This window comes from Micromonospora sp. NPDC047074 (genome assembly GCF_040643815.1).
GTDB lineage: Bacteria > Actinomycetota > Actinomycetes > Mycobacteriales > Micromonosporaceae > Micromonospora.
In genome coordinates, this window is the sequence record NZ_JBEYVB010000010.1 from 190,341 (window position 1) to 217,167 (window position 26,827).

General features: G+C 73.6%; 25 protein-coding genes and 1 pseudogene. 16 read left to right on the top strand and 10 right to left on the bottom strand.

All coding sequences use genetic code 11. The features are described 5' to 3' along the window. Nucleotides 1-101: 101 nt before the first annotated feature. Entirely contained in the window at nucleotides 102-701 is a 600-nt protein-coding gene (locus tag ABZ809_RS16225) for a cadmium resistance transporter (protein WP_357563285.1), read from the bottom strand. Nucleotides 702-904: 203 nt separating this feature from the next. Between ABZ809_RS16225 and ABZ809_RS16230 the strand changes: the two genes are divergently transcribed. The 3 genes from ABZ809_RS16230 to ABZ809_RS16240 all read left to right on the top strand — a co-directional run bounded on the left by ABZ809_RS16230 (nucleotide 905) and on the right by ABZ809_RS16240 (nucleotide 4,071). Further along, on the top strand, nucleotides 905-1,132 hold the full coding sequence (locus ABZ809_RS16230) for a helix-turn-helix domain-containing protein (RefSeq protein WP_007462679.1): 228 nt from the start codon (nucleotides 905-907) through the stop codon (nucleotides 1,130-1,132). Between the two features lie 46 nt (nucleotides 1,133-1,178). Then, nucleotides 1,179-1,946, top strand: coding sequence for an enoyl-CoA hydratase/isomerase family protein (locus tag ABZ809_RS16235; RefSeq protein WP_357563286.1), 768 nt, complete (start codon nucleotides 1,179-1,181; stop codon nucleotides 1,944-1,946). A 145-nt stretch (nucleotides 1,947-2,091) separates the two neighbouring features. Continuing rightward, the gene (locus ABZ809_RS16240) at nucleotides 2,092-4,071 is read left to right on the top strand and encodes an ABC transporter ATP-binding protein (RefSeq protein WP_357563319.1); all 1,980 of its coding nucleotides are present in this window, start codon (nucleotides 2,092-2,094) and stop codon (nucleotides 4,069-4,071) included. A gap of 4 nt (nucleotides 4,072-4,075) precedes the next feature. Here ABZ809_RS16240 and mug read toward each other — a convergent pair whose 3' ends face one another. The 6 genes from mug to ABZ809_RS16270 form a co-directional block, all read right to left on the bottom strand. After that, nucleotides 4,076-4,705, bottom strand: coding sequence for a G/U mismatch-specific DNA glycosylase (gene mug, locus ABZ809_RS16245; RefSeq protein WP_357563287.1), 630 nt, complete (start codon nucleotides 4,703-4,705; stop codon nucleotides 4,076-4,078). Then, a complete protein-coding gene (locus ABZ809_RS16250; protein ID WP_357563288.1) occupies nucleotides 4,705-5,472 on the bottom strand; it encodes an SDR family oxidoreductase in 768 nt (255 codons plus the stop codon). The genes mug and ABZ809_RS16250 overlap by 1 nt, the downstream gene beginning before the upstream one ends. 67 nt (nucleotides 5,473-5,539) lie before the next feature. Further along, nucleotides 5,540-5,986 carry a hypothetical protein gene (locus tag ABZ809_RS16255; protein ID WP_357563289.1) on the bottom strand — a complete coding sequence of 149 codons (447 nt, stop codon included), beginning with the start codon at nucleotides 5,984-5,986 and terminating at the stop codon, nucleotides 5,540-5,542. Then, nucleotides 5,983-6,801 (bottom strand): DUF692 domain-containing protein, encoded by an 819-nt coding sequence (locus tag ABZ809_RS16260; protein WP_357563290.1) that lies wholly within the window; start codon nucleotides 6,799-6,801, stop codon nucleotides 5,983-5,985. The genes ABZ809_RS16255 and ABZ809_RS16260 overlap by 4 nt, the downstream gene beginning before the upstream one ends. Next, the gene (locus ABZ809_RS16265) at nucleotides 6,798-7,703 is read right to left on the bottom strand and encodes a TIGR04222 domain-containing membrane protein (protein ID WP_357563291.1); all 906 of its coding nucleotides are present in this window, start codon (nucleotides 7,701-7,703) and stop codon (nucleotides 6,798-6,800) included. The genes ABZ809_RS16260 and ABZ809_RS16265 overlap by 4 nt, the downstream gene beginning before the upstream one ends. A 93-nt stretch (nucleotides 7,704-7,796) precedes the next feature. Beyond that, on the bottom strand, nucleotides 7,797-8,369 hold the full coding sequence (locus ABZ809_RS16270; protein WP_357563292.1) for a helix-turn-helix domain-containing protein: 573 nt from the start codon (nucleotides 8,367-8,369) through the stop codon (nucleotides 7,797-7,799). Nucleotides 8,370-8,474: 105 nt separating this feature from the next. Here ABZ809_RS16270 and ABZ809_RS16275 point away from each other — a divergent pair, with 105 nt between their 5' ends. The 3 genes from ABZ809_RS16275 (at nucleotide 8,475) to ABZ809_RS16285 (ending at nucleotide 11,166) form a co-directional block, all read left to right on the top strand. Continuing rightward, the gene (locus tag ABZ809_RS16275) at nucleotides 8,475-9,344 is read left to right on the top strand and encodes a carbon-nitrogen hydrolase family protein (RefSeq protein WP_357563293.1); all 870 of its coding nucleotides are present in this window, start codon (nucleotides 8,475-8,477) and stop codon (nucleotides 9,342-9,344) included. Nucleotides 9,345-9,404: 60 nt separating this feature from the next. Next, complete coding sequence (locus ABZ809_RS16280; protein ID WP_357563294.1) at nucleotides 9,405-10,076, top strand: HAD family hydrolase; 672 nt, start codon at nucleotides 9,405-9,407, stop codon at nucleotides 10,074-10,076. A gap of 154 nt (nucleotides 10,077-10,230) precedes the next feature. Then, a complete protein-coding gene (locus tag ABZ809_RS16285; protein ID WP_357563295.1) occupies nucleotides 10,231-11,166 on the top strand; it encodes an RIO1 family regulatory kinase/ATPase in 936 nt (311 codons plus the stop codon). A gap of 43 nt (nucleotides 11,167-11,209) precedes the next feature. On the opposite strand, the gene ABZ809_RS16290 is transcribed toward ABZ809_RS16285, so the two are convergent. After that, nucleotides 11,210-11,458: a DUF2630 family protein gene (locus ABZ809_RS16290; protein WP_357563296.1), complete on the bottom strand. Its 249-nt coding sequence runs from the start codon at nucleotides 11,456-11,458 to the stop codon at nucleotides 11,210-11,212. A gap of 78 nt (nucleotides 11,459-11,536) precedes the next feature. On the opposite strand from ABZ809_RS16290, the gene ABZ809_RS16295 reads away from it, so the two are divergent. The 9 genes from ABZ809_RS16295 to ABZ809_RS16335 all read left to right on the top strand — a co-directional run bounded on the left by ABZ809_RS16295 (nucleotide 11,537) and on the right by ABZ809_RS16335 (nucleotide 23,052). Then, on the top strand, nucleotides 11,537-12,454 hold the full coding sequence (locus ABZ809_RS16295) for a GNAT family N-acetyltransferase (protein ID WP_357563297.1): 918 nt from the start codon (nucleotides 11,537-11,539) through the stop codon (nucleotides 12,452-12,454). Between the two features lie 234 nt (nucleotides 12,455-12,688). Beyond that, a complete protein-coding gene (locus ABZ809_RS16300; protein WP_357563298.1) occupies nucleotides 12,689-14,026 on the top strand; it encodes a cytochrome P450 in 1,338 nt (445 codons plus the stop codon). Further along, entirely contained in the window at nucleotides 14,023-14,934 is a 912-nt protein-coding gene (locus ABZ809_RS16305) for a terpene synthase family protein (RefSeq protein WP_357563299.1), read from the top strand. Before ABZ809_RS16300 ends, ABZ809_RS16305 begins: the two co-directional genes overlap by 4 nt. Further along, nucleotides 14,931-16,517, top strand: a complete 1,587-nt coding sequence (locus ABZ809_RS16310) for a prenyltransferase/squalene oxidase repeat-containing protein (protein WP_357563300.1) — start codon at nucleotides 14,931-14,933, stop codon at nucleotides 16,515-16,517. Before ABZ809_RS16305 ends, ABZ809_RS16310 begins: the two co-directional genes overlap by 4 nt. Before the next feature lie 138 nt (nucleotides 16,518-16,655). Further along, the gene (locus ABZ809_RS16315) at nucleotides 16,656-19,238 is read left to right on the top strand and encodes a nitrate- and nitrite sensing domain-containing protein (protein WP_357563301.1); all 2,583 of its coding nucleotides are present in this window, start codon (nucleotides 16,656-16,658) and stop codon (nucleotides 19,236-19,238) included. Between the two features lie 91 nt (nucleotides 19,239-19,329). Then, complete coding sequence (locus ABZ809_RS16320; protein WP_357563302.1) at nucleotides 19,330-19,752, top strand: roadblock/LC7 domain-containing protein; 423 nt, start codon at nucleotides 19,330-19,332, stop codon at nucleotides 19,750-19,752. 4 nt (nucleotides 19,753-19,756) lie between these two features. Continuing rightward, a complete protein-coding gene (locus tag ABZ809_RS16325) occupies nucleotides 19,757-20,143 on the top strand; it encodes a DUF742 domain-containing protein (RefSeq protein WP_357563303.1) in 387 nt (128 codons plus the stop codon). Next, the gene (locus ABZ809_RS16330) at nucleotides 20,124-20,735 is read left to right on the top strand and encodes an ATP/GTP-binding protein (RefSeq protein ID WP_357563304.1); all 612 of its coding nucleotides are present in this window, start codon (nucleotides 20,124-20,126) and stop codon (nucleotides 20,733-20,735) included. Before ABZ809_RS16325 ends, ABZ809_RS16330 begins: the two co-directional genes overlap by 20 nt. A gap of 301 nt (nucleotides 20,736-21,036) precedes the next feature. Beyond that, nucleotides 21,037-23,052 carry a hypothetical protein gene (locus ABZ809_RS16335; RefSeq protein WP_357563305.1) on the top strand — a complete coding sequence of 672 codons (2,016 nt, stop codon included), beginning with the start codon at nucleotides 21,037-21,039 and terminating at the stop codon, nucleotides 23,050-23,052. Nucleotides 23,053-23,117: 65 nt separating this feature from the next. Here ABZ809_RS16335 and ABZ809_RS16340 read toward each other — a convergent pair whose 3' ends face one another. Further along, a complete protein-coding gene (locus ABZ809_RS16340; protein ID WP_357563306.1) occupies nucleotides 23,118-26,000 on the bottom strand; it encodes an aconitate hydratase in 2,883 nt (960 codons plus the stop codon). Nucleotides 26,001-26,158: 158 nt separating this feature from the next. Here ABZ809_RS16340 and ABZ809_RS16345 point away from each other — a divergent pair, with 158 nt between their 5' ends. Further along, nucleotides 26,159-26,515, top strand: a complete 357-nt coding sequence (locus ABZ809_RS16345; protein ID WP_357563307.1) for a VOC family protein — start codon at nucleotides 26,159-26,161, stop codon at nucleotides 26,513-26,515. Between the two features lie 211 nt (nucleotides 26,516-26,726). Here ABZ809_RS16345 and ABZ809_RS16350 read toward each other — a convergent pair. Beyond that, nucleotides 26,727-26,827: pseudogene (locus ABZ809_RS16350) on the bottom strand (phytochelatin synthase); the annotation flags it as partial.

Sequence of the window (26,827 nt, forward strand, 5' to 3'; positions counted from 1 at the left end):
CGTTGCTGTAGCGACACGCCGGAGTGGAGCACGCAAACGTCATGATCAACGGGGCGGGATCGGACGGGCGGGGGCCGGGTGGGGGTGGGCGGGGTGTGGGGTCAGGGGAGCAGGGTGAGCAGGTGGGGTAGGACGCCCGAGGTGGTCAGGATGATCGCGCCGATGGCGACGAAGACGGCCGGGACGAGCCAGTGGCCGACGCGCCCGACCAGCCGGACCACCCGGGGATGACCGCCCAGCCAGGCCCCGGCGGCGCACCACACCGCGACGAGCACCACGAAGACCAGCAGGAACACCACGATGTCGAGCGGGCCGAGGGAGCGGAACACCGGCACGTACACGGCGATGTTGTCGGCGCCGTTGGCGATCGTCACCCCGGCCACCCCGAGCGTCGAGCCGACCACCGCCGGGGCGTCGTCAGCTTCGCGGTCGAGCAGCGCGCGGACGCCGAGGGCGATCGGCAGCAGGCCGAGCAGGCCGGTCCACGGCTCCGGCACCACCAGCAGCCCGGCCGCGACCACCGCGCTGGCCAGCGCGAGCGCCCCGATGCCCAGGTACTGCCCGGCGACGATCTGCCAGGTGCGGGGCCGGCCGGTGGTGCGGGCGGCGACGAAGAACAGCGTCAGCACGATGATGTCGTCGAGGTTGGTGGCGGCGAACACGGCGGCGGCACCGGCCGCGGTGCCCAGGAGATCGATCACGCCAGCAGGGTATGGCCCGGCCGCCCGCCGCCCCGGACGGGTGTCGATCCCCGGGAGGCGTCGGCGGCGTCACTGTATCGGGAAGATGACAATGCATAGCGTGTCGGTTGGCGAAGAGTTGATATCTGGCGCATGATCGTTCGAGGCGGTCTAATAGGTGGGACCGTATCCGAACCGCACAGTCTGGGACGTGAGGACACAGCATGGCAGCCACTGGCACAGCCACCAGCACTGAGAAGGGTCGCCGGATCGTCGGAGCCGAGCGCCAGACGCTCGCCAAGGACCTGGTAAAGCGGTATACCTCGGGTGAGAGCATCCGTGCGCTGGCGGCCTCGACGGGCCGCTCCTACGGGTTCATCCACCGGGTGCTCACCGAGTCCGGGGTCCAGCTGCGGCAGCGCGGCGGCGCCCGACGCCGCAAGAAGGCGTGACCCGCCCACCAGCGTCGTCCACCAGCGCCGCTCCCCGGGCCGTCCGGTGACCGCCGAGACGACCGGGGTCCGGCTGGAATGCGACGGGCCGGTCGCGACAGTCACGTTGTGCCGGCCCGACGTGCTCAACGCGCAGACCCCGGCGATGTGGCGCGCGATGAGCGACTTCTCGCGGGATCTTCCCGGCGACATCCGCGTCGTGGTCGTCCGCGGCGAGGGGCGGGCGTTCTCTGCCGGTCTCGACCTGTCGGTGGCGGGCGCCTCCGGCCCGGGGTCGTTCGCCGAGCTGGCGACCCTGCCCGAGCAGGAGTGCGCCGACCGGATCGCGGAGTACCAGGGCGGCTTCACCTGGCTGCACCGCCCCGACGTCATCTCCGTGGCCGCCGTGCAGGGCCACGCGATCGGCGCCGGGTTCCAGCTGGCGCTCGCCTGCGACCTGCGGGTGCTCGCCGAGGACGCGAAGCTCTCCATGGCCGAGGTGACGCTCGGCCTGGTTCCCGATCTCGCCGGCACCGGCCGTCTGGTCGACCTGGTCGGCTACAGCCGCGCCCTGGAGATCTGCGCGACCGGCCGGCGGATGGACGCCGCCGAGGCGGACCGGATCGGCCTGGCCACCCGGGTGGTGCCGAACGCCGAGCTGGACGCCGCGGTGCGTGACCTGACCGGCGGGCTGCTGGCCAACAACCGCAACGCGGTGGTGGAGATCAAGGCCCTGCTGGCCGGGTCCGCCGGCCGGTCCGCCGCCGACCAGCAGCGGGCCGAGCGGGAGGCGCAGACCCGGCGGTTGCGGGACCTCGCCGGCCGGGGCGAGTAGCCCGGGGCGAGGCGAGTAGCCCGGGGCGAATAGTAAGGACCGTTCGGGAAGATCCGGGTTACGGCCGAGGTTGTCAGAGTCGTCGGGAGAATTGGCCTGACGGTGCGGCCTGCCCGACGACCCGGAGGTGAGCGTGTCCCACTCGATGTCCGGCGGCGGCATGACCGGTTGGAGCATGCTCCGGTCGATCCGTAACCGCGACGAGATCTCCACCCATCGGCTCACGCGCGGCGTGGCCGGGCGGGTGGTCGCCTTCGCCCGGCCCTACCGTCGGGACATCGTCGTCTTCCTGGTCACCGTCGTGCTGGCGGCGGTCATCGGGGTCGCCACCCCGGTGCTGGCCGGCGACGTGATCGACGCCATCACCCGGGGCGGGTCCGACGCCGGCGGCGCGGTGATCCGGCTGGCGCTCGTCATCGCCGCGCTCGCGGTCGCCGACGCGCTGCTCTCCCTGGCCCAGCGCTGGTATTCGGCCCGCATCGGCGAGGGCATCATCCTCGACCTGCGCACCCGGGTCTACGACCATGTCCAGCGGATGCCGTTGCAGTTCTTCACCCGCACCCAGACCGGCGCGCTGGTCAGCCGGCTCAACAACGACGTGCTCGGGGCGCAGCGGGCGTTCACCTCGACGCTGTCCGGGGTGGTCAGCAACGTCATCCAGCTCGTGCTCACGGCCGCGGTGATGTTCACCCTCTCCTGGCAGATCACCGCGCTCTCGCTGGTGCTGCTGCCGGTCTTCATCATCCCGGCGCGCCGGGTCGGCAAGCGGCTCGCCGAGATCACCCGGGAGTCCTACAACCTCGACGCGAAGATGAACGCGACGATGACCGAGCGGTTCGGAGTCTCGGGCGCGTTGCTGGTGAAGCTCTTCGGCCGGCCCGAGGTGGAGGCGGACCGGTTCGCCGGGCGGGCCGAGCGGGTCCGTGACATCGGCATCCAGTCCGCGATGTACTCGCGGACCTTCTTCGTGGCGATGCTGCTGGTCGCCTCGTTGGCCCAGGCGCTCACCTACGGCCTCGGCGGTTGGCTCGCGGTCACCGGCAACGTCAGCGCCGGCACCGTGGTGACCCTCGCCCTGCTGCTCACCCGCCTCTACGGCCCGCTGACCGCGCTGTCCAACGTCCGGGTCGACGTGATGAGCGCGCTGGTCTCCTTCGACCGGGTCTTCGAGGTGCTCGACCTGAAGCCCTCGATCGAGGAGAAGCCCGACGCCGTCGTGGTGCCCCGGGGCAGCGGCCGGGTGGAGTTCCGTGACGTGCGGTTCCGCTATCCCGCCGCCGCCGAGGTCTCGCTGGCCTCGCTGGAGGAGGTCGCCGCGCTCGACCGCACGATCAACGAGCCGGTGCTCAAGGGCGTCTCGCTCGCCGTCCAGCCGGGGCAGATGGTGGCGCTGGTCGGGCCGTCCGGCGCCGGCAAGTCGACGCTGTCCATGCTGATCTCGCGGATCTACGACGTCACCGACGGGCAGGTGCTGGTCGGCGGGGTCGACGTCCGCGACGCCACCCTCGACTCGCTGCGCGACGAGATCGGCGTGGTCACCCAGGATTCGCACCTGTTCCACGAGACCATCGCCGAGAACCTGCGCTACGCCAAGCCGGACGCCACCGACGACGAGATCTGGGCGGCCCTGGCCGGGGCGCAGGTCGCCGACCTGGTCCGGTCGCTGCCGGACGGCCTGGACACTCTCGTCGGCGAGCGCGGCTACCGCTTCTCCGGCGGCGAGAAGCAGCGCATCGCCATCGCCCGGGTGCTGCTCAAGGCCCCGTCGATCGTGATCCTCGACGAGGCGACGGCGCACCTCGACTCGGAGAGCGAGGCCGCGGTGCAGCGGGCGCTGTCGGTGGCGCTGACCGGGCGTACCGCGCTGGTGATCGCGCACCGGCTCTCGACGGTCCGCGACGCCGACCAGATCCTGGTCCTCGACGACGGGCGGATCGTCGAGCGGGGGCGGCACGAGGAGTTGGTGGCCGTGGGCGGCCTCTACGCCGAGCTCTACCGCACCCAGTTCGCGGTCGCCGACTCGCCCACCCCGTACGCCGACGCGACCGGTCCCGAGCCGGTGGCCGTGCCGCCGCTGCGGCCCTACCTCGCCGACGAGGCGCTGCCGCCCGCCGCGGCGAACTGAGCCGTCAGCCGGCGGCGGTCGCCGCCGCCCGCAGCTCGGCGAACGCGGCCCCCAGCGTCTCGGGCGTGAAGTGCGCGTTCAGGCCGCTGGGGTTGGGCAGCACCCAGATCCGGGCACCGGCCAGCGACTCCGGCTGCGGGCCGTAGGTCGCCTTCGGCCGGGCGAACCCGATCCGGTACGCGGTCACCCCCACCACGGCGACCCACCGGGGGCGGTACCGCTCGACCTTGCCGGTGAGGATCTCCGCCCCCGCGACCAGCTCGGCCGGGGTCAGCTCGTCGGCCCGGGCGCTGGCCCGCGCGACCATGTTGGTGATGCCCAGGCCATGCCCCGGCAGCGCGTCCTGCTCGCTGGGGTGCAGCAACCTGGGCGTGAACCCGCCCCGGTGCAGCGCCGGCCAGAACCGGTTGCCCGGGCGGGCGAAGTGCCGCCCGGTGGCGGCCGACCACAGGCCCGGGTTGATGCCGACGAACAGCACGTCCAGGTCGGGCGCGATGACGTCGGGCAGGGTGCGCTCCGCCGCCGCGGCGAGCTCGGCCCGGGTGGGCGGAGGCTGCCCGCCGGCCGGCTCTTTCGGCCGCCTCCGCCGTCGGCCTGGAGAGCCTGGGCCCGGTCCCGCAGCGGGGGCGGCCATCAGAGGCTCCGCAGCACGCCGCCGTCGACCGGCACGGTGACCCCGGTCAGGTAGCTCGCGGCGGGGGAGAGCACGAACGCGGCCACCCGGCCGAACTCGGCCGGCACGCCGATCCGGCGCAGCGGAATGGCGGCCTCGGCCTCCGCCCGCGCCCGTTCGGGGTCACCCGTGGCGGCGAAGAGTTCCACGTTGCGGTCGGTCATGATCCGCCCCGGTAGCAGGCCGACCATCCGGACGCCCCGGGGCCCGTACTCGTCGGCGACGTCCTTGGCCATGCCCACTAGGCCCGGCCGCAGGCCGTTGGAGATGCCCAGGCCGGGCACCGGCCCGCGCGCGGAGGTCGACAGGACCAGCCCGACCGCGCCGCCGTCGCCCTCGGCAAGGGCAGCGGCGACGGTACGGACCATGCGGACGGTGCCGAGGAAGACCGTCTCGAAGGACCGGCGCCACTGCTCGTCGGTGACCGACGCGGCGCTGCCCGGCGGCGGCCCGCCGACCGAGACAAGTGCCCCGTCGATCCGCCCGAAGTGCTCGCGGGCCGCCGCCAGGAGGCGCTCCGGCGTCTCCGTGTCGGCCAGATCGGCGGTCAGCCCGACGGCCCGCTCCGGCCCGCCGAGGCGCTGCGCGGCGGCGGCCACCGCGTCGGCGTCCCGGGCGGAGATCACGACGCGGGCGCCGTCGGCGACGAGACACTCCGCGGTCGCGTAGCCCAGCCCCCGGGAGGCGCCGGTGAGTACGTACACCCGATCGGTCAGTCCGAGATCCATGCCGCCGATCCTGCCGTACCCGGCCGGATCCGCCAGCGGGGCCCTCGGCTCGCGGGGATGGCTCCGCTCAGTGCCGGGCGGGGCGCAGCAGGCGTACCCGACCGGCGACCTGGATCGCGACGGCGCCGCCGGCGCGCCCCCAGCCCGGCAGCCGGCGGGGGCGCGGGGGTGTGTGCCCGTCGTAGCGGTCGGTGGCCTCCCGCGCGGCCAGTTCCTCCGCGCCCAGCGGCGGCAGCGTGCCCCGGTCGCGCAGGTCCCGGGCCAGGTCCCAGCCGTCGCGCAGCGAGCCGGCGGTCGGCCGGCCCGCCGCCCAGCCGGCGAACGTCGACTGCCAGCGTGGGCCGAGGCCGGCGGCGAGCAGCGGCCAGTGCCGGGCGACCTCTCCGGCCCGCTTGCGCAGCAGCGCGGCCCCGGCGGCGGCCAGCGCCGCCGGGTCGAAACCGGGCGGCACCGGACCACCGGCCACCAGCGCGGCCACCAGCGCCGCCTGCCGTTCGGCCAGCCCGCCGCTCACGTCACCACCGGGAAACCGGACGCGGCGGCGAGGGCGTCCAACTCGGCGCGGAGCACCGGCCCGGGCGGGTAGTGCCCGTCGCGTTCCAGCAGAAGGGCCGGCGGCCGGCGGCGGGCGCACAGCTCGCGCAGCAGGTCGAGCACCGGCGGCGGCACCGGGTCGGTGTGCGTGTCGTGGTAGTAGCCGCCCTGCTCGGTGCCGCCCGCGACGTGCACGTAGGAGACCCGGTCCAGCGGCAGCCGGTCGAGCAGCGCGGCCGGGTCGGTGCCCCGGTTGCGGGCGTTGGCGTACACGTTGGCGATGTCGAGCAGCAGGAACGCGTCCGTGCGCAGCAGGATCTCGGTGAGGAACCCGGCCTCGTCCAGCTCGTCGTCGGGCCAGTCGAACAGGGCCGCGATCGGTTCCAGCGCGATCGGCACCGGCAGCTCGGCCTGCGCGCGGGCGACGTTGGCGCAGATCGCGTCGACCGCCTCCCGGCTGCGGGGCAGCGGCAGCAGGTGACCGGCCTCGACGCCGCCGGCCCGGACGAAGGCGATGTGCTCGCTGACCAGCGGCGCCCCGACGAGTTCCGCCACCGCGGCCAGGTGGGCGACGCGGGCCGGGTCGACCGGCTCGGCGCCGCCGAGGGAGAGCCGCACGCCGTGCGGTACGACCGTCACGCCGCGCTCCCGCAGCGTGGCGAGACCCTCGGGCAGCGGCCCGGTCGCGGTGACGCCCTCCGCGACCACCTCCACGAAGCGCAGCCCGGGCAGGTCGGCGACGAAACCGGCGATCTCCGGCCGCCAGCCGATGCCCACGCCCTGCGGGCCGGTCACCCGCCGCACCCGCCGCCGCCGCAGCCGCCACCCCCGCCGCAGGAGCTGCTGCCGCCGCCGCAGGAGCTGCCGCCACCGCAGCCGGAGGAGCCGCCGGCGCCGCTGGTCGCCTGACGCTGGATCTCGGCCTCCGCGGCGAAGCCCGGGTCCATCGCCCACAGCGACGCGGTACCGAACAGCGCGACCCCCATCGCCGCGCCCGCCGCCCCGTAGGTGGCGTAGGCGGGGCCCGAGGCGGGCGCGAGGTAGGTGTGCTGCCGGCGCAGGCCCCGCAGCGCCTGGGTGGCGGCCCGGGTGCGCCGGGGCACCACGTGCAGGAGGATGCTGGCCACGACCAGCGGGATCTGACAGAGCACGAGCAGGAGTACCGGACGGTCGTTCTGCAGGCCAGCGATGATCCGGATGATGCCGACCAGCGAAAGGGCGGAGAGCAGGAACGCGCCGCGGCGCAGCGCGGCCCGGCGGGCCGGAGACACCGCGAGCCCGGCCTGCTCCAGGCCGGTCCTGAGCTGGTCGAGCGCACGCCGGACCCACTCGTCGCGGCGCAGCTCCCGGGCAGTGGCGTTCCGGCCGGCGGCGAGGTGGATGGCCTGGTCCAGCGGTGTGGTCCCGGCGGGCAGCGGGCCGCCGGTGGTGAGCCGCCGGTCCGGCCGTACGCCGATCGCGCCGCTGCCGCGCAGCCCGCCGAGCGAGGCCCAGACCGCCAGTTGCTCCCCACCGTTGAGGTAGGCGACCTGCTGCGGGCCGAGCTGACCCACGTCCCCGGCGGTCGGGCCGGCCAGGACGAGGATCCGGTGGACGAGCGTGCCGACGACGACCACGACGGTCGCGAGGAGATAGATCCCGAGGAAGGTGGGGCCGGGGATGCCCCAGGTGTCACCAGGTGCGGCGAGGACGGTCATGGGTTGCTCCTGTCGGCGAGGGATCGCGGCCCCATTGTGGGGCAGGGCCGCCACGTCCCGCGACGGTCGGAACACCGGCCCGGCGCAGGTGGGTCAGCGGCGGCGGACGGCCTCCTCGACCAGGTCGAGCACCGGGTCGAGGTCGCCGGCGGGACGACCCATCGCCAGGTGCAGCACCAGGCCGTCGTAGGCGAGTTCGAGGAACTGGGCCAGCACGTCGATGGGCACGTCCTCACGGAGCACTCCCGCCTCCCGCTGGCGGGCCAGCCGGTCGCGGGTCGCCGCGGCGATGGCGGCGGACCGCTCCGCCCAGCGCCTGGCGAACGCGGGGTCGGTACGCAGCCGCCGGGAGACCTCCAACTGGCTGCCGAGCCAGCCGGTGGTGTCGGGGGAGACGGCACGGGACAGCAGGTCACGCATCACCTGGACGAGGCCGTTGCGGGCGACCGTCTCCACCATGGCCGCAGCGTCGTCCTCGGCCACCGCCAGGAAGAGCGAGTCCTTGTCGCGGAAGTGGTGGAAGATCGCACCCCGGGACAGCCCGGTGGCCTCCTCCAGCCTGCGTACGGTGGCGCCCTCGTAGCCGTGCCGGGCGAAACACGCCCGGGCGGCGGCGAGGATCTCCTGCCGGCGCGCGTCGAGCTGATCCTGACTTACTCTGGGCACGGGTCGATCGTGTCAGTTCGGCAGGCGCCCTGCAAACCGTACGTACGGCTTGGGTTGCCCGCGTGGATGATCATCCATCGATTCCTGCCCGGCTAGGATCGGCCCGTGACGCCACCCGCCGCCGCCGTCGCGGTCCCCGCCGCCCCACTGACCGTCGCGGCCGTGCAGGCCGAGCCCGTCCCCGGCGACGTGACCGGCAACGCGGCGAGCGCCGCCCGACTGGTCCGCCGGGCCACGGATCGGGGCGCCAGGGTGACCGTGCTGCCCGAACTCTTCCTGCCCGCGTACCACCTGCCGACCCTCGCCGCCGACCCGGCCGGCACCGACGTCGCGGCCGACGCGGCGGCGGGCGTCGACGACCCACGCCTGGACCCGCTGCGCGAGGCGGCCCGCGACGGCGGCGGCGCGGTGGTCGTCGGCGCGGCCGTACGGCACCCCGACGGCCGGCGGACGATCTCCGCCCTGCTGGTCGACCGCTCCGGCGACGTCCGCGTCGGGTACGACAAGCAGCAACTGTGGAGCGGCGAGCGGGACCTGTTCGTCGCCGGTGACCGGGGCGCCACCCTGCTCGTCGACGACTGGCGGCTCGGGCTCGGCATCTGCTACGACGGCTGCTTCCCGGAGCACGGCCGGGCCGCGGCGGCCGACGGGGCGCACGGCTACCTCTGCCCGAGCGGTTACCTGGCCGGCTCCGAACACCGCCGTGACCTCTACTACGCCGCCCGCGCGCTGGACAACACGATGTACGTGGTGTTCGCCAACCTCGTCGGCGGCGCCGATCCGTGGCGGTTCAACGGTGGCGCGGCGGTCTACGACCCGGAGGGCCGGCCGCTGGCCCGGGGCACGGACAGCGGCGAGGACGTGCTGGTCGTCGTTCTCCGCCCGGAGGCGCTCGCGGCCACCCGGGCGGCCCACCGCATGCTGCTCGACCGCCTGCCCGGACAGGGGGGCGCGCGTACGTCGCTGCCGGCCTGACGGCTTCGGGCGAGAAATCGGCACTGTCGGCGGGCGGTCGCGGTCCCGTAGGGTGCCCAGGTGCCACTGCTCCTGCTGGATCTGGACAACACCCTGCTCGACCGGGCCGGTCCGTTCCGCGCCTGGGGGGAGCGTTTCCTGGCCGGCGTCGGTGCGCCGCCCACAGACATCGACTGGCTGCTCTCCATCGACGCCGACGGGTTGACCGACCGGTGGGACGTGGCCGACGCCGTGCGGGACCGGTACGGGTTGCAGCACCCGTCCATCGACCTCGTCGACGAGTTGCACGAGGGCGTCCTGGCCGCCATCCGGCTCGATCCGCTGGTCGCGTGCGCGCTGCGGATCGTCGGCGAGGCCGGCTGGACGCCCGTGGTGGTCAGCAACGGCGGGGTCCGCCACCAGGAGGCCATGATCCGGCGTACCGGGCTGGACCGCTTCGTCGCCGACTGGGTGATCTCCGAGGACGTCGGGGTCAGCAAACCCAATCCGAGGATCTTCGCGCTGGCCGCCCGCCGGGTGCGGCTGCCGCTGCATGGTGCCTGGGTGGTCGGCGACGGCCCGGAGGCGGACATCGGGGGCGCCGCCGCCATGGGCCTGCCCAGCGTCTGGCTGCACCGGGGGCGCACCTGGGACGACAGCCGGTTCGCGCCCACCCGCACGGCCGACGGCGTGATCGCCGCCGTCGCGGCGGTGCTCGCCGGCGCACCGGAACGCCGGCCGCGGCGGGCGTAATTCGGTTGACCCGGGCGGGGTCGCCCCGCGAGCATGGTCGGCGCATCGTGCACCCGGGCCCGTGCCCGGTCGAGGAGAGGGGGTCGGTCATGGCCGTCTTCGCAGGTCACTTCCACCTGCCTCCATCAGCCTCGAGCAAGGGAACACCACCGCAGTGCGCGATCACGACCTTCCGGCGCGCGAGCGCCGTACCTGCGGCAAGCGCCGCTTCGACGACGACGAGCAACTCTTCCTGAAGCGCGGCCGGCCCGCCGAGCCCGCCCCCGCCGACCCCGACGCCGAGCCCGACCCGGAGACGGGGGAGCGCTGGTCCTCCTGGGACGACGCCGTGCACGGCCCGGACCCCCACCCGGACTGGCTGATCACCGAGCTGGCCGCGAAGGACACCGAGCTGGGCGTACTCAAGACCGGCAAGGAGGCGGACGTCCACCTGGTCCGTCGGGCGGTGCCCGGCACCGACCGGTCCTGCCTGCTGGCGGTCAAGCGATACCGGGACGCCCAGCACCGGCTGTTCCACCGCGACGCCGGCTACCTGGAGGGACGCCGGGTCCGCCGGTCCCGGGAGAACCGGGCGATGGCCGGCCGGACCGCCTTCGGCCGGCAGATGATCGCCGGGCAGTGGGCGGCGGCCGAGTTCGCCGCCCTGACCCGGCTCTGGGAGGTCGGCGCCCGCTACGGCACGATCACCGTCCCCTACCCGGTGCAGCTGCGCGGCACCGAGCTGATGCTGGAGTTCCTCGGCGACCAGGACGAGGGGCAGGCCGCGCCCCGGCTGGCCCAGCTCCGGCCAGCGGCCGGAGAACTGCGCGAACTGTGGGGGCAGCTCGTCGACGCCCTGGTGGTCCTCGCCCGCGCGGGCCTCGCCCACGGCGACCTGTCGCCGTACAACCTGCTGGTGCACGCGGGGCGGCTGGTGCTGATCGACCTGCCGCAGGTGGTCGACGTGGTGGCCAACCCGCAGGGGCCGGAGTTCCTGGCCCGCGACGTGCGGGTGGTCGCCACCTGGTTCGCGGCGCGGGGCCTGCCCACGGTGGACGCCGACCCGGCCGCGTTGACCGAGCTGCTGCTGCGGGAGGCGGGGATCCGCTGACCGGACGTCCCGGGCGGCCCGCGCCGGCCGCCCGGGACCCGGGTCACTGGAGGTAGCGCTCGACCTCCGACACGGGGCGCCCGCCCTGGGCTTCCGGGTCGCCGTGGGCCTGCCGGGCGGCCCGCCGCCGGCGCAGCAGGTCCCAGCACTGGTCGAGCGACTCCTCCAGCGCGCGCAGCCGGGCGCGGGCGTCGTCGTCGGTGCCCGACTCGCCGGCCTGCGCGTCGGCGCGCAACCGGTGCTCCTCGTCGACCAGCTCGGAGATCCGGTTCAGGATGGTCTTGTCGTCCATGCCCTGAGCCTGGCACAGCCCGGGCGGGCGCGCCCGGATTCCCCCGCCGCGCCGGCCTTTGCGGTAGCTTGCCCAGCCATGGTCCTCACCGTCCGGGCCGCCGGCCCCTCCGACACGACACCGGTCGCCGGACTGCTCCGCGCCGCCCGACCCCACCTCGTCGTCACCCCCGAGCTGCTCGCCTGGCAGGCGGCCGGCAAACCGGCGGAGCGCTTCGGGATGCAGGTCGCCGAGGCGGGCGGCGGGATCGCGGGCGTCGCCCGTACGGGACTGCTGCACGAGAGCGCCGAGCCGGGGCTCGGCTTCGTCAACCTCGTCGTGCGCCCCGGGGAGCGGGGGCGGGGCATCGGCTCGGCGCTGCTCGCCGCCGCCGAGGAGCGGCTCGTCGGGCTCGGCGTGCGCCGGGCGTACGCGCGGGTCGACGACGAGCCGGCGACGATCTCCTTCGCCGAGCGGCGCGGCTACCGACCCGGTCGGCGCAGCGTGATCCTGGGCCTGGACCTGGCGACCGCGGTGCTGCCGGACGCGCCCGCCCCGCCCGCCGGGGTGCGGCTGACCACGGCCGCCGACCTGCCCGATCCGCGCCCGCTCCACGAGGCGGATCTGGCCGCCGCCGCCGACGAGCCCGGTGACGTCGGGATGGCCGTGATCAGCTTCCCGGACTGGCGGGCGGCGTACTGGGACCGGCCGGACCTGGACCGGACGCTCAGTACGGTGGCGGTGGCCGACGGTGTGGTGGTGGCGTTCACCGTCGCGCTGACCGACGGCGTGGACCGCTACCTGTCCGGGATGACCGGCACCCGGGGCGGGTGGCGGGGCCGGGGTCTCGCCCGGGTGGTCAAGCGGGCGTCGCTGCTGGCCGCCCGGTCGGCGGGCTTCCGGTGGGCGTCCACGCTGAACGACGCCGGCAACGACGCGATGCGGGCGGTCAACGGGTGGTTCGGGTACCGCCCGGTCGCCGCCGAGTGGCGTTACCTGCGCACCCTCCAGGAGTGACGCCCGCCACGAAGTCCTTCATGGATCAGTATTCCCATGAACAAAATTCTCGTATGGCGGCTAGCGGAGCCTCGACGGGTGATGGCATGCTTCCCGAAATCGTGACGCAAGGCGGCCGTCCCAGCGACGTTCCGTCACAACGCTGCGTGACGGTGAGCGAGAAGGAGCCGCGAGTGCGGGGAAGCCATGGCTGACCGGAGTGCCGAAGACCCACCGGTACGGACGGCGCGGACGGTGCCACTGTGGAGGATGCCCGGCCTGCTGCGTGATCCGCTGGGCAGGCTCGTCGCGCTGGCGGACGCCACCCCGGGCGAGGTCCTCCGCCTCAACGTCGGGACGATCCGTCCCTACCTGGTCACGGAGCCGGCCCACGTGCAGCACGTGCTGCGGGACAACGCGGCCAACTACACCCGCGGCGGCCAGAGCATGCTGTGGCGACCGGTGCGGCGCCTCACCGGCGACGGCATCATGTCCGACGGCCCGGAGTGGCAGGCCAGCCGCGGGCGGATGCAGCCGCACTTCACCGCCAAGCGGATCGACTCCCTGGTGGACTCCATGAGCCGCGCGGTCAGCGACGCGGTCGACGAGTTCGAGGAGCCGGCCCGGTCCGGCCGGTGGCTGGACGCCGGCGCCGAGTTGGGGCGGGTGATCTGCCGGGCGATCAGCAGCGTCTTCTTCGCCGACCGGGTCGGCCTCGCCGACCAGCTGCGGATCGTGGCCGCCCAGGACACGATCGTGACGGCGCTGCGGCTACGACTGCTCCTGCCCTTCGTCCCCGACGCCGTACCGGTGCCGGGCGATCGCGCCCTGCGCCGGGCCATCGGCGTCGTCGACGACATCATGCTGCCCCTGGTCCGGGCCGAACGGGCCCGCCCGCGTGACGGCGACGACCTGCTCGCCGCCCTGGTCTCCGCCCGCGACGACGACGGCCGGCCGCTGGACGAGCGACGGGTCCGCGACGACGTGGTGTCCATGTTCGCCACCGCCACGGAGACCACGTACGCGGTGCTGACCTGGCTGTGGCCGATCCTGGACGCCAACCCGCAGGTGGCCGGCCGGCTCTACGCCGAGCTGGACGAGGTGGTGGGCGCCGACCGGGTGATCAGCCGCGACCAACTGCTCGCCCTCACCTACACCCGGTCCGTGATGGACGAGTTGCTGCGCATGTACCCGGCGGGCTGGCTGGTGCCCCGCACGGCGGTGGCGGACGACGTCATCGGGGGCACCCGGGTCAGGGCCGGCAGCATCGTCGCGGTCAGCTCCTACGTCACCCAACGGCTGGCCCGGTACTGGGACCGCCCGGACACCTTCGACCCCGACCGGTTCCGCGCCGACCAGCCCCGACGGGGCCACCGGTACGCGTACTTCCCGTTCGGCGGCGGCCCGCACCAGTGCCTCGGCATGTACCTGTTCAACCTGGAGGCACCGCTGGTGGTGGCGACGATCCTCAGCCGTTACCGGTTCCGGCTGCGCGAGGCCGGGATGCCGCCCAAGCAGTTGGCGGCCACCCTGCGCCCGGGCCGGCCGGTGACCATGGCACTGACCCCGGTCCGCGAGCGGAGACCGGCGTGATCCCGGCGACGGCGCGGCCCGAGCGGGACGAACTGCGCGACGCGCGGGAGCAGGGCCGGATCTGCGGCCTGGCGGTACGCGGCCAACGCGACCTCCAGGCGTCGGCGGCGGCGCACCCCGAGCTGTTCCCCGCCGAGCCGTTCGACACCATGCTGTTCGCCAACATCTCGCTGGCCATCGCGTTCGGTGCCCCGTGGTGCACGGCCGAGCAGCTGCGCGCCGCGAACCGGACCGTGCTCTGGGGCTTCGCCCTCGACTGGCTGATCGACCACCGGGCGCAGTCCCGCGACGAGGTCGACGGCCTCGTCACGCGCTGCCTCGCGGTGGCCGCCGGTGAGCCGGCCGGCGCCGACGACCACCTCGGCGGCTACCTGGCCGCGCTCCAGGAGGAACTCGCGGTGGCGCCCGCCTTCGCCGCGTACCGCCCACTGTGGCGGGACCGCCTGCACGCGACGGTGCGGGCGATGGCCCGGGAGTGGGAGTGGAAGGCGGCGTGGCGCTCCGGCGGCCGGGACCGCCTGCCGAGCCTCGACGACTACCTCGACAACGCCGACAACCACGCCTGCACGATCGTCAACGTCGCGCACTGGCTCTACACGGGCGACGAGGCGACCCTCGCCCGGCTGGACGAGCTGGTCGCGGTCAGCGACCAGGTGCAGCGCGCCCTGCGCCTCGTCAACGACCTCGGCACCTACGAGCGGGACCTGCGCTGGGGCGACCTGAACGCCATCCTGCTGGTCGACGACCGCGGCCAGGTGGAGCAGCGGCTGGCCGCGCTCGTGGACACCTGCCACGACATGCTCGTCCCGCTCCGGTCGGACTGTCCCCGCGAGGCGGACTACCTGGCCCGGCAGATCGGGTTCAGCAGCGGCTTCTACCAGCTCGCCGACTTCTGGGGGATGGCGTGACGGCGGCACCCGTCGCCGTCCCGGACCTGGTCGGCCCCGGGCTCGCCGCCGCCGGCCGCGAGCTGGTGGCGGCCATGCTGGCCGCGCCCGCCGGGACGGTCTCGCCCTCGGTGTACGAGACGGGCCGGCTGGTCAGCGACGCGCCCTGGTTGCCGGGGCACGCCGAGCGGCTGCGGCACCTGCTGGCCACCCAGCGCGCCGACGGCGGGTGGGGAGCGCCCGGCGCGTACGGCCTGGTGCCGACCCTGAGCGCCGTCGAGGCTTTGCTGCGGTCGCAGGGGGCCCCGGGGCGCGCCGACGTGCCCGAGGCACGTCGGCTGCCGCCGGCCGTGGGCCGGGGCGTCGCGGCGCTGCGGGACCGGCTGCTGGTCGCCGCCGAACCGGTGCCGGACATGCCGGGCGTCGACCTGATCGTGCCCGCGCTGGTCGACCGGATCGACGCACTCCTCGCCGCCGGTGCTCCGCCGGCCCAGCGGCAGGTGCTGCCGCTGCCGCACGGCATGACGCGGCACCGGACCGAGGCGGTCGGCCGGCTCCTCGCCGCGGGCGGTCCGGTGCCGGAGAAGCTGTGGCACGCCTTCGAGGTGCTGGACGAGCGGGCACGGGCGCACCTGCGACCCCGTCCCGTGGCCGGCGCCGTCGGTGCCTCGCCCGCCGCGACCGCCGCCTGGCTGGGCGGTCCCGCCCGGCCCGGCGTGGACCGGGCCGCGCTCGGCTACCTGACGGGGGCCGTCGCGCGAGGTGGCGGACCCGTGCCGTGCACCACCCCCATCGCCGTGTTCGAACGGGCCTGGGTGCTCAGCAGCCTGGCCCGGGTCGGTGCGACGACGGGCGTCCCCGCCGCACTCGTCGCCGAACTCGCCGCCGGCCTGGCCGCCGCACTCGGCCCGACCGGCGTGGCGACCTCGCCCGGCCTACCGACGGACGCCGACACCACGGCCGTCACCCTCTTCGCGCTGGCCCGGCTCGGCCTCCCGGTCGCGCCCGACAGCCTGCTCGCGTACGACACCGGCGCGCACTTCTGCACCTGGCAGGGCGAGGACGGCGCGTCGGTCACCACGAACGCCCACGTGCTGGAGGCGCTGGGCTGGCACGCCCGGCACACCTTTGGTGGCCCGTACGCCGGGATGGCGCGGCGGGTGGCCGGCTGGCTCGTGGCCGGTCAGCAGGCCGACGGCAGTTGGACGGACCGCTGGCACGCCTCGCCGTACTACGCGACGGCCAGCGTGGCGGCGAGCCTGGCCGAGTACGCGCCCGACGCCACCGGTGGGGTGCTCGACCGGGCGGCCGGCTGGGTGCGGGACACCCAGCGCGACGACGGCTCGTGGGGACTGTGGACGGGCACGCCGGAGGAGACCGCGTACGCCCTCCAGGTGTTGCTGGGGACCGGCCGGCCGCCCCGGCCGGGCCTCGCCGGCGTCGTACGCCGGGCGCTCGCCTACCTCGACGGTCAACCGGACGGCGCCGCCGACGGCGTTCCGCTGTGGCACGACAAGGATCTCTACCACCCGGTGCTCATCGTGCGGGCCGCCGTGCTCGCGGCGCGGCACCTGGCCCGGCTCGCCGACCACATCGGACGGTGACTCCCGAACCGGACGGGCTCCACCACGCACAGGTCATGATCAGGAACGCTTGAGTGATCGTCGGGACACTGCTACCGTGCGCCGGGTCGGTCGAAGCGCCATGCTGAACCGCCGATCGGATGAATCAGGCTCCCCGCCATGGGATGGTTTCAAATGGGTTCCCGCAGTTCCAATCTGCGCCGAAAAGTCGTGGCTCTGCTGGCCTCGCTCGTTGCGCTGTGGGCGTTCGCCGCGTGGGTGACCCTGCGGGAGGGCGTCAGCCTCCTCTGGGTGCAGGTGCTCGACGCCCAGGTCGCCCAGCCGGGTGAGCCGCTGGTCCTGGAGTTGCAGGCGGAACGCCGGGCGTCCGCGGCGTACCTGGGCGGCTCGGGTCCGGCCGAGCGCGAGCGGCTCGACGCGCAGTGGGGCAAGACCGACGGCGTCGCCGAGAAGTTCCGGAAGTCCGTCAGCAGCTGGCGGGTGGACCTCGCGGCCCAGGAGAGCCAGCGCCAGGTCGACCTGGTCGTCGCCGGGCTGGACCGGCTCGACGGCGTGCGTGAGTCGATCCAGGCCCGCCAGGTGGACCGGGCCGCCGCCACCCAGACGTACACCGAGCTCATCGACTCGGTGCTGCGGATGTACGGGTCGCTGGGCAACCTGGACGACGAGCGGTTCACCCAGGAGACGGCGGCGTTGATCCAGCTCGTGCGCGTCCGCGAGCTGCTGTCGCAGGAGGACGCACTCGTCACCGGCGCGCTGGCCGCGGGCCGGATGACGCCCGAGGAGACCGCCCTCTTCGCCCGCACCGCCGGTGCCCAGCGCTATGTGGCCAGCCAGACCCGCACCGAGCTGGCGGCCGCCGACCGGGCCCGTTTCGAGGCCCTGCAGAGCGGTGCGGCGTACACGACGCTCCGGTCCCTGGAGGACCGCGTGGCCCTGGCGGGGCGGGGCGCCGACGGGCCTGCCGTGTCGGCGACGGAGTGGCGGGCGGCGGCCGACGTGGTGATGGAGGAGCAGCAGCGCTTCATCATCGAGGCGGGCGACGCGCTCGTGGAACGGGCCGCGCCCATCGCCGTCGGTGTCGTCCTCCGGCTGGTGCTGGCCGCCGGTCTGGGCCTGCTCGCCGTCGTCGCCTCCATCGTCGTGTCGATCACCACCGCCCGGGCCCTGGTGTTGCAGCTGGAACGGCTGCGTGAGGCCGCCATCCGGCTCGCCAACGAGCGGCTGCCCGGCGTGGTCGAGCGGCTCGGCCGTGGCGAGGAGGTCGACGTCGCCAAGGAGGCGCCTCCGCTGGAGTTCGGCGACGACGAGATCGGCCAGGTCGGCAAGGCGTTCAACGCCGTGCAGGAGACCGCCATCCGCACCGCCGTCGAGCAGGCCGAGCTGCGCCGCAACGTGCGCGAGGTCTTCCTCAGCCTGGCCCGGCGGACCCAGGCGCTGGTGCACCGCCAGCTCACCCTGCTCGACGCGATGGAGCGTCGCGAGCACGACGCCGAGGAGCTGGAGGACCTGTTCCGGGTCGACCACCTGGCCACCCGGATGCGGCGCAACGCGGAGAACCTGATCCTGCTCTCCGGCTCCACCCCCGGCCGCGCCTGGCGGCGCAACGTGCCGATGGTCGACGTGGTCCGGGGCGCGGTCGCCGAGGTCGAGGACTACACCCGGGTCAACGTGCTGCCCCTGGGCCCGGTCTCGCTCACCGGCCGCGCGGTCGGTGACGTCATCCACCTGCTCGCCGAGCTGATCGAGAACGGCCTGTCGTTCTCGCCGCCGCACACCTCGGTGGAGGTGCGGGGGCAACTGGTGCCGAACGGGTTCGCCATCGAGATCGAGGATCGCGGCCTGGGCATGAGCGAGGAGGACCTGGCCGCCGCGAACGACCGGATCGTCGACCAGTCCGAGCTGAACCTGGCCAACGCCGCGCGACTCGGGCTCTACGTGGTGAGCCGGCTGACCGAGCGGCACGGCGTGCGGGTGCAGCTCAAGGAGTCCGCGTACGGCGGCACCACCGCCGTCGTCCTGATCCCGGCCGAGCTGGTCACCGCCGCCGACGACGACCCGCACACCTCTGGCGGGTTCCCGGCCGGCCTGCCCGCCGCCGACCCGGTGCCCGGGGCGTCCGGCCGCGTCGCGCCCGCCGTCGAGCAGCCGGTCGGCCCGGTGCCGGGAACGCTGACCGAGCCGCTCGCCGCCCGCCCCCGGCCGGACGCCGACACCCCCGCCGCGGGGGATTCCGAGGGGGCCCCGCTGCCCACCCGGTCGCGTGGCCGCAGCCTGCCGGCCGCCCCGGCGCTCGACGTGCGACTGCCCACCCGGCCGCGCGGTGGGTCGGAGCAGTACGCCCTGGACGGTCCGACCTTCCCGACCGGCCTGCCCGTGACGACCCCCCGGCCCGCGCCGACCGACGCTCCGGCCGCCCCGGAGGCGGGCACCGGGCCGACGACGGCGGGCGGCCCGGCACCGGCGGCCCGGCAGGTCGTGGCGCGTACCGACTCGGGCCTGCCGGTCCGGGTCCGGCAGGCCAGTATCGTGCCGGAGCTGCGGGACGAGCCCGCCGCGGACGGTGCCGACGACCAGGACATGGCGCGCCCGCCGGAGCAGGTGCGCCGGATGATGAGCTCGTACCAGACCGGCACCCGGCGCGGCCGTACGGACGCCGCCCGGCTGCTCGGCGGGACGGGCGACAGCCGAACCGAGGCCGGCGAGGAACCCGACGCCGGCGACGACCTGCAAGCGACCTGACCGGGCGCCGCCGCGGTGCGGGTGATCCGCGCGGCGCGGCAGCGACCGAGACGAGCACGGCGACAACAGCCGGGGGAGAAGAGGACGACGAGTGGCGCAGAAGACGGCTTCGAGTGCCGACCTGACGTGGTTGCTGGACGACCTGGTCGGCCGGGTGAAGCAAGCCGAACACGCGGTGGCGCTCTCTACGGACGGCCTGTTGATGGCCGCCTCGCGAGGGCTCAGCCGGGACGACGCCGAGCACCTGGCGGCCATGGCGGCCGGCATCCAGAGCCTGGCCCGGGGAGCGGGCAAGCGCTTCGGCGGCGGGCAGGTGCAGCAGACCATCATCGAGATGCAGTCGTCGTTCCTGTTCGTCACGGCGGCCGGGCGTAACGCCTGCCTCGCCGTCCTCGCTTCCGAGGACGCCGACGTGGGCCTGATCGCCTACGAGATGGCGATGCTCGTCACCCGGGTCGGCAAGTACGTCGCGTCGCCGTCCCGGAACACCGAGCAGCCGACCGGCGAGCAGTAGCCGGATGGCGGTGCAGGGGGAGTCCTCGGAGCACCAGTGGGTCGACGACCATGCCGGCCCGGTCGTGCGTCCCTACGCGGTGACGCGTGGCCGGGCCCGGCCGGTCACCGGCACGTTCGACCTGATCTCCCTGGTAACGGCGACCCGCGCGGAGGTGATTCCGGAGACCGGACTGGGCCCGGAACACCTGGCGATCGTCGGGCTCTGTCAGCGGATCCAGTCCGTCGCCGAGATCGCCGCCCACCTGAACCTGCCGGTGGGCACCATCCGGGTCCTGCTGGGTGACCTGGCGGCCCGCAGCCTGGTGCAGGTGCGCGAACCGCACACCACGGCCGGCCTTCCCGACAACAGCGTTTTCGAGGCGGTAATCAATGGACTACGGGCACTCTGAGCGGCCGGCGGGAGCGACGCCACTGCCCACCGCGATCAAGATCCTCGTCGCGGGCGGTTTCGGCGTGGGCAAGACCACCATGGTCGGCGCGGTCAGCGAGACGCGCCCGTTGCGTACCGAGGAGGTGTTGACCGAGTCCGGCGTCGGCATCGACGACCTGTCCGGGGTGGAGAGCAAGACGACCACCACGGTGGCGATGGACTTCGGCCGCATCACCATCAGCGACGACCTGGTGCTCTACCTCTTCGGCACCCCGGGCCAGGACCGCTTCTGGTTCGTCTGGGACGAGTTGGCGCTCGGCGCGCTCGGCGCGGTGGTCCTGGCGGACACCCGTCGGCTCGCCGACTGCTTCCCCTCCATCGACTACTTCGAGGGCCGTGGCACGCCGTTCGTGGTGGCGGTGAACTGCTTCGAGGGCTCGCGGCAGTACCGGCTCGACGAGGTACAGTCGGCGCTCAACCTCGACCCGGGGGTGCCGGTGCTGCTCTGCGACGCCCGGAAGCGGGAGTCCAGCAAGGAGGTGCTCATCACGCTGATGGAGCACGCCATGAAGACCCGGGAGGCCCGCCGCCGCGCCGGCACGACCGGATAGGCGCCGCACCGCCCAGGTGCAACCCTGGCACGGGACCGCCCCCGCAGGGGGTCTTCCCGTGCCAGGACTCCGCCTGCCAGCGAGTTGGTCCTTTGATTGACTTCGATCAATCTAGCTGCCTAGCATGAGCTTGGAAAGCGCTTTCCGCCGTCCATCACCTGGCTGATCGCCCGGAGCCGGGCCGCACCCCTGGCGCGAATCCGTCCCCCCGCGTCCGGTCCGGCCTGACCGTGCACCGACAGTGGGCAGGCGCCGTCGTGCGCCGGCCCGGCGATCCGCCGTACGAGAAAGGCGGAAAACCATGCTCGCGACCCGCACCACCGCCCGGCCCCCGCGGCCCGGGCGTCGACGGCGGCTGCTCGCCGCCGCCGGCCTGGCCACCGCGCTGCTGGTGCCGGCCCCGCCGGCCGTCGCCGCGCCCCCGGCCGCCGCGCACCTGCCGGCCCTCCTCCCGGGCCGCCCGCTCGCGGCCGACGTCGCCGGCCCGCTCGCGGCGGCTGACGGCTTCGCCAGCGTCCACGCCCTCGGCCAGGCCGGGACCACCGGCGGCGCCGGCGGGCCCGTGGTCACCGTGACCACGACCGCACAGTTCCTCGACCACATCGCCCGCCCCGGGCCGTACGTCATCCAGGTCGCCGGCACCATCACCCTGCCCACCGGCGGCAACGACGGGATGTGGAACGTCGCCTCCGACAAGACGATCGTCGGGCTCGGCGACGACGCGACGCTCTCCGGTGGAGGTCTCACCATCGGGGTGCCGGTCGACGACGACGTGACCTCGCCCCCGGCGGACGCCGTGCACAACATCATCATCCGGAACCTGCACCTCACCGGCGCGACCGACGACCTGATCAACGTCCAGATGTTCTCGCACCACATCTGGATCGACCACAACGAGTTCTCCAACGGCGACGACGGCGCGGTGGACGTCAAGCGCGGCTCGGACTTCGTCACGGTCTCCTGGAACCACTTCCACGACCACGACAAGACGCTGCTGCTCGGCCACGACGAGGACGCCGGCCCGCAGGACATCGGGCGGCTCCGGGTCACCTACCACCACAACTTCTTCGACCGCTCCGACCAGCGCAACCCGCGGGTCCGCTTCTCCGCGCTCGCGCACGTCTACAACAACTACTACAACGACAACAGCTACGGGGTCGCCTCCACCTACGACGCCGCCGTGCTGATGGAGAACAACTACTTCTACAGCGTCAACAACCCGGGCCGCGTCGACTTCAGCGGCGACCTCGGCCGGATCGTCGAGCGGGGCAACATCCTGGTCGCCTGCAACCACGCGATCGAGACCCGGGGCACGGTGCCGGACCCGCGCGGGTACTACCCGTACAGCCTCGACCCGGCCGCGACCGTGCCGACCGTCGTCCCGGCGGGCGCCGGGGTCGGCAAGCTGCCGCCCGCGGCCGGCGCCGCCACCGCCCCGCCGTCGCTCGCCGCCGCCCCGGAGGGCTTCGCGGGCGTCGACGCCCTCGGCCAGAACGGCACCACCGGCGGCGCCGGTGGGCCGACCGTGACCGCGACCAACGCGGCGGACCTCCTGGAGTACATCGACACGGTGGGCCCGCTCGTCATCCAGGTCACCGGGCGGATCGCGATCACCAGCAAGCAGGGGGTACGCCCCAACAAGACGATCGTCGGGGTCGGCGACGCCGAGATCACCGGTGGCGGCCTCGACTTCTACCGGTCGTACAACGTGATCGTCCGCAACATCAACTTCACGAACGCGGAGGACGACGCGGTCAACATCGGCCAGAACTCCCACCACATCTGGATCGACCACAACCGCTTCTCCGGCGCGGTGGACGGCTCGGTGGACATCGTCCGCGGCGCCGACTACGTGACGGTGTCGTGGAACCACTTCGACCACGCCGACAAGGCCATGCTGATCGGCCACTCCGACGGCTCGGCCTCCACCGACGTCGGCCGCCTGAAGGTCAGCATCCACCACAACTTCTTCGACAACAGCCGCCAGCGGCACCCCCGGGTCCGCTTCGGCGAGCCGGTGCACGTCTACAACAACTACTTCCTCGGCAACGCCCTCTACGGGGTGGCGTCGACCGAGAACGCCGGCCTGCTGGTGGAGGGGAACTACTTCCGGAACGTGCCGCACCCGATGTACTCGGCGAGCGGCTACGCCGACAGCGGCCCCGGCCGGGCCGTGCAACGCCACAACGTGTACGTCGACTCGGGGGTGCCGGAGACGAACGGCACCGTGGTCGAGCCCGGCACGTACTACCCGTACACCCTGGACCCCGCCGCGGACGTGCCCGCACTGGTGACGGCGGGCGCCGGCCCCACCTGAGTGTAAGGAAGGGCCCCTTCCTAACGCTATGCGTTAGGAAGGGGCCCTTCCTTACACGTGCGGCGTCAGCCGGCGATCATGCGACGCAGGACGTACTGCAGGATGCCGCCGTGCCGGTAGTAGTCGGCCTCGCCCGGGGTGTCGATCCGGACCACCGCGTCGAACTCGACGCCGGTGTCGGTGCTGACCTTGACCGTACGCGGGGTCTGGCCGTCGTTCAGCGCGGTCACCCCGGTGATGGAGAACGTCTCCGTGCCGGTCAGGCCGAGCGACTCGGCGGTCTCGCCGGCCGGGAACTGCAACGGGAGCACACCCATGCCGATCAGGTTCGAGCGGTGGATCCGCTCGTACGACTCGGCGACGACCGCCCTGACGCCGAGCAGCATGGTGCCCTTGGCCGCCCAGTCACGGGACGAGCCGGAGCCGTACTCCTTGCCGGCCAGCACGACCAGCGGGACACCCGCCTCCTGGTAGGCGACCGAGGCGTCGTAGATCGAGGTCTGCTCGCCGGTCAGGTGGTTGACCGTGAAGCCGCCCTCGGGGAGCGCGGCTCCCGCGTCGGAGCCGGCACCCGGGACCCGCAGCTGGTTGCGCAGCCGGATGTTGGCGAAGGTGCCCCGGATCATCACCTCGTGGTTTCCCCGGCGCGACCCGTACGAGTTGAACTCGTGCCGCGGCACGCCGTGCTCGGCGAGGTACTTGCCGGCGGGGGAGTCGGCCTTGATCGAGCCGGCCGGCGAGATGTGGTCGGTGGTCACGGAGTCGCCCAGCTTGGCCAGCACCCGCGCGCCGGTGATGTCGACGACCGCCTTCGGCTCCCGCTCCATGCCCTCGAAGTACGGGGGCTTGCGGACGTAGGTCGACTCGCCCGCCCAGGCGAACGTGTCGCCGGTCGGGGTGGGCAGCGACTGCCAGCGCTCGTCACCGGCGAACACGTCCGCGTACGCGGCGCTGAAGCCGGTGGCGCCGATCGCCGAGGCGATGACGTCCTGGATCTCGGCGGTGCTCGGCCAGATGTCCCGCAGGAACACCGGGTCGCCCGCGCTGTCCTCGCCGATCGGCTCGTTGGCCAGGTCGATGTCCATCGTGCCGGCCAGCGCGTACGCGACCACCAGCGGCGGGGACGCCAGGTAGTTCATCTTGACGTCCGGGTTGATCCGGCCCTCGAAGTTCCGGTTGCCGGAGAGCACGGAGACGACGGCCAGGTCGGCCTCGTTGACCGCGGCCGAGATCTCCTCCGGCAGCGGGCCGGAGTTGCCGATGCAGGTGGTGCAGCCGTAACCGACCAGGTGGAAGCCGAGCTTCTCCAGGTAGGGCGTGAGGCCGGCCCGCTCGTAGTAGTCCATGACGACCTTCGAGCCCGGGGCCAGGGTGGTCTTCACCCACGGCTTGCGGCTCAGGCCCTTGTCGACGGCGTTGCGGGCCAGCAGGGCCGCGCCGATCATCACCTGCGGGTTGGAGGTGTTGGTGCAGGAGGTGATCGCGGCGATCACCACGGCGCCGTGGTCCAGCTCGAACTCGGTGCCGTCGGCGCCGGTGACCCGGATCGGGTTGGTGGCCCGGCCACCCGCGCCGACGGCCGCGGTCTCCAGGTCACGCGGGGCGTCGGCCGGGTCGTTGACCCCGTTGGCCGGGGAGTCGCTGGCCGGGAAGGACTCGGCGCTGGCCTCGTCGGCGGGGCCCTGCACGCCGAGCGGCGGGTTGGTGCGGACCCCGCCGCGGGGGTCGGCGTCGCTGCCGGTCTCGTCAGCGGCCACGTAGTCGGTCAGCGCCGAGCGGAACAGCGTCTTGGCGTTGCCCAGCGGGACCCGGTCCTGCGGGCGCTTCGGGCCGGCCAGGGACGGCTCGATGGTGCCCAGGTCCAGCTCCAGGCGCTCCGAGTAGTCCGGCTCGGCGGCCGGGTCGTGCCAGAGGCCCTGCTCCTTGGCGTACGCCTCGACGAGCGCGACCTGCGCGGCGTCCCGGCCGGTCAGCTCCAGGTAGCGGACGGTCTCGGCGTCGATCGGGAAGATCGCGACCGTGGAGCCGTACTCCGGGGACATGTTGCCGATGGTGGCCCGGTTGGCCAGCGGCACGGCGCTCACACCGGGGCCGTAGAACTCGACGAACTTGCCGACCACGCCGTGCTTGCGCAGCATCTCGGTGATGGTGAGCACCAGGTCGGTGGCGGTGGTGCCGGCCGGCATCTCGCCGGAGAGCTTGAAGCCCACCACGCGCGGGATCAGCATGCTGACCGGCTGGCCGAGCATGGCGGCCTCGGCCTCGATGCCGCCGACGCCCCAGCCCAGCACGCCCAGGCCGTTGACCATCGTGGTGTGCGAGTCGGTGCCGACCACGGTGTCCGGGTACGCCTGACCGTTGCGCTCCATGATCGTACGGGCCAGGTACTCGATGTTGACCTGGTGCACGATGCCGGTGCCCGGCGGGACGACCTTGAACTCGTTGAACGCGGTCTGGCCCCAGCGCAGGAACTGGTAGCGCTCCTTGTTGCGCTCGTACTCCAGCTCGACGTTGCGCTGGAAGGCGTCCTCGCGACCGAACAGGTCGGCGATGACGGAGTGGTCGATGACCAGCTCGGCCGGGGCGAGCGGGTTCACCTTGGTGGGGTCACCGCCGAGGTCGCGGACGGCCTCGCGCATGGTGGCCAGGTCGACCACGCAGGGTACGCCCGTGAAGTCCTGCATGAGCACCCGCGCCGGGGTGAACTGGATCTCCACGCTCGGGTCGGCGTCGGGGTCCCAGCCGCCGAGCTGCCGGATGTGGTCGGCGGTGATGTTCGCGCCGTCCTCGGTCCGGAGCAGGTTCTCCAGGAGGATCTTCAGGCTGTAGGGGAGCCGTTCGTGGCCCTCCACCTTGCTGATCTTGAAAATCTCGTAGCTCGCGTCTCCGACGCGTAGCTGGGTCTTCGCACCGAAGGTGTCGAGGCTCGCCACGTCGTACTCCTTCACACCAGCGACCGTGAGTAGTCCTGAGCAGTCTGTCGCACCGGTCGGGGTGCCGCCGTGGTTAGGGGACACTTACCGCCGATCTCGTCGTCAACAAAACCGTACGTCCGTCTTGCTAACTCCGCAACCTCGTGCCATTGTTCGGGACAAGGAGGTACCCCATGATCCATCACGTCCAACTCGCCTGCCCGCGCGGCTCCGAGGATGCGTCCCGATCCTTCTACGTCGGGCTGCTCGGCATGGCGGAGAAGCCCAAGCCGCCCGTGCTGGCGGCCCGTGGCGGCTGCTGGTTCACGGGGCACGGCGTCGAACTCCACCTGGGTGTGGAGGACGACTTCCGCCCCGCCCGCAAGGCGCATCCCGGCCTGCTCTGGCCGGACCTGGACGCGCTCGCCGCCCGGCTTGCCGCCGCCGGGCACCCGGTCACGTGGGGCGACGACGAGTTGCCCGGGATGCGCCGCTTCCACTCCGAGGACACGCACGGCAACCGCCTGGAGTTCCTGGCCCCGATCGACTGACCGCCAGCCGGTTGCTCGCGTCGGTCGGCTGCCCTGCCGGCGGGCGCTGGAGTTCCGCGTCCGGGTCTGTGACCCGCCGGGGTGGGCAACGCGGGCCGGCTGCCGCGGGTGCGCCCCAGGCATGACGAAGGGCCGGCCCCTTGTGGGGCCGGCCCTTGTCGTTGGGTGTCGCTGGGTGGTGCGTGTCGTTGGGTGGTGCCGTTGGCGTGGGTCAGGCGGTGTAGCCGCGGGTGGCGATCCAGTCGGCGAGGTTGTCGACGCTCATCCGGTAGGAGGCCTGGTTCGGGTCCGCGGAGTCGGCGATGGTGACGG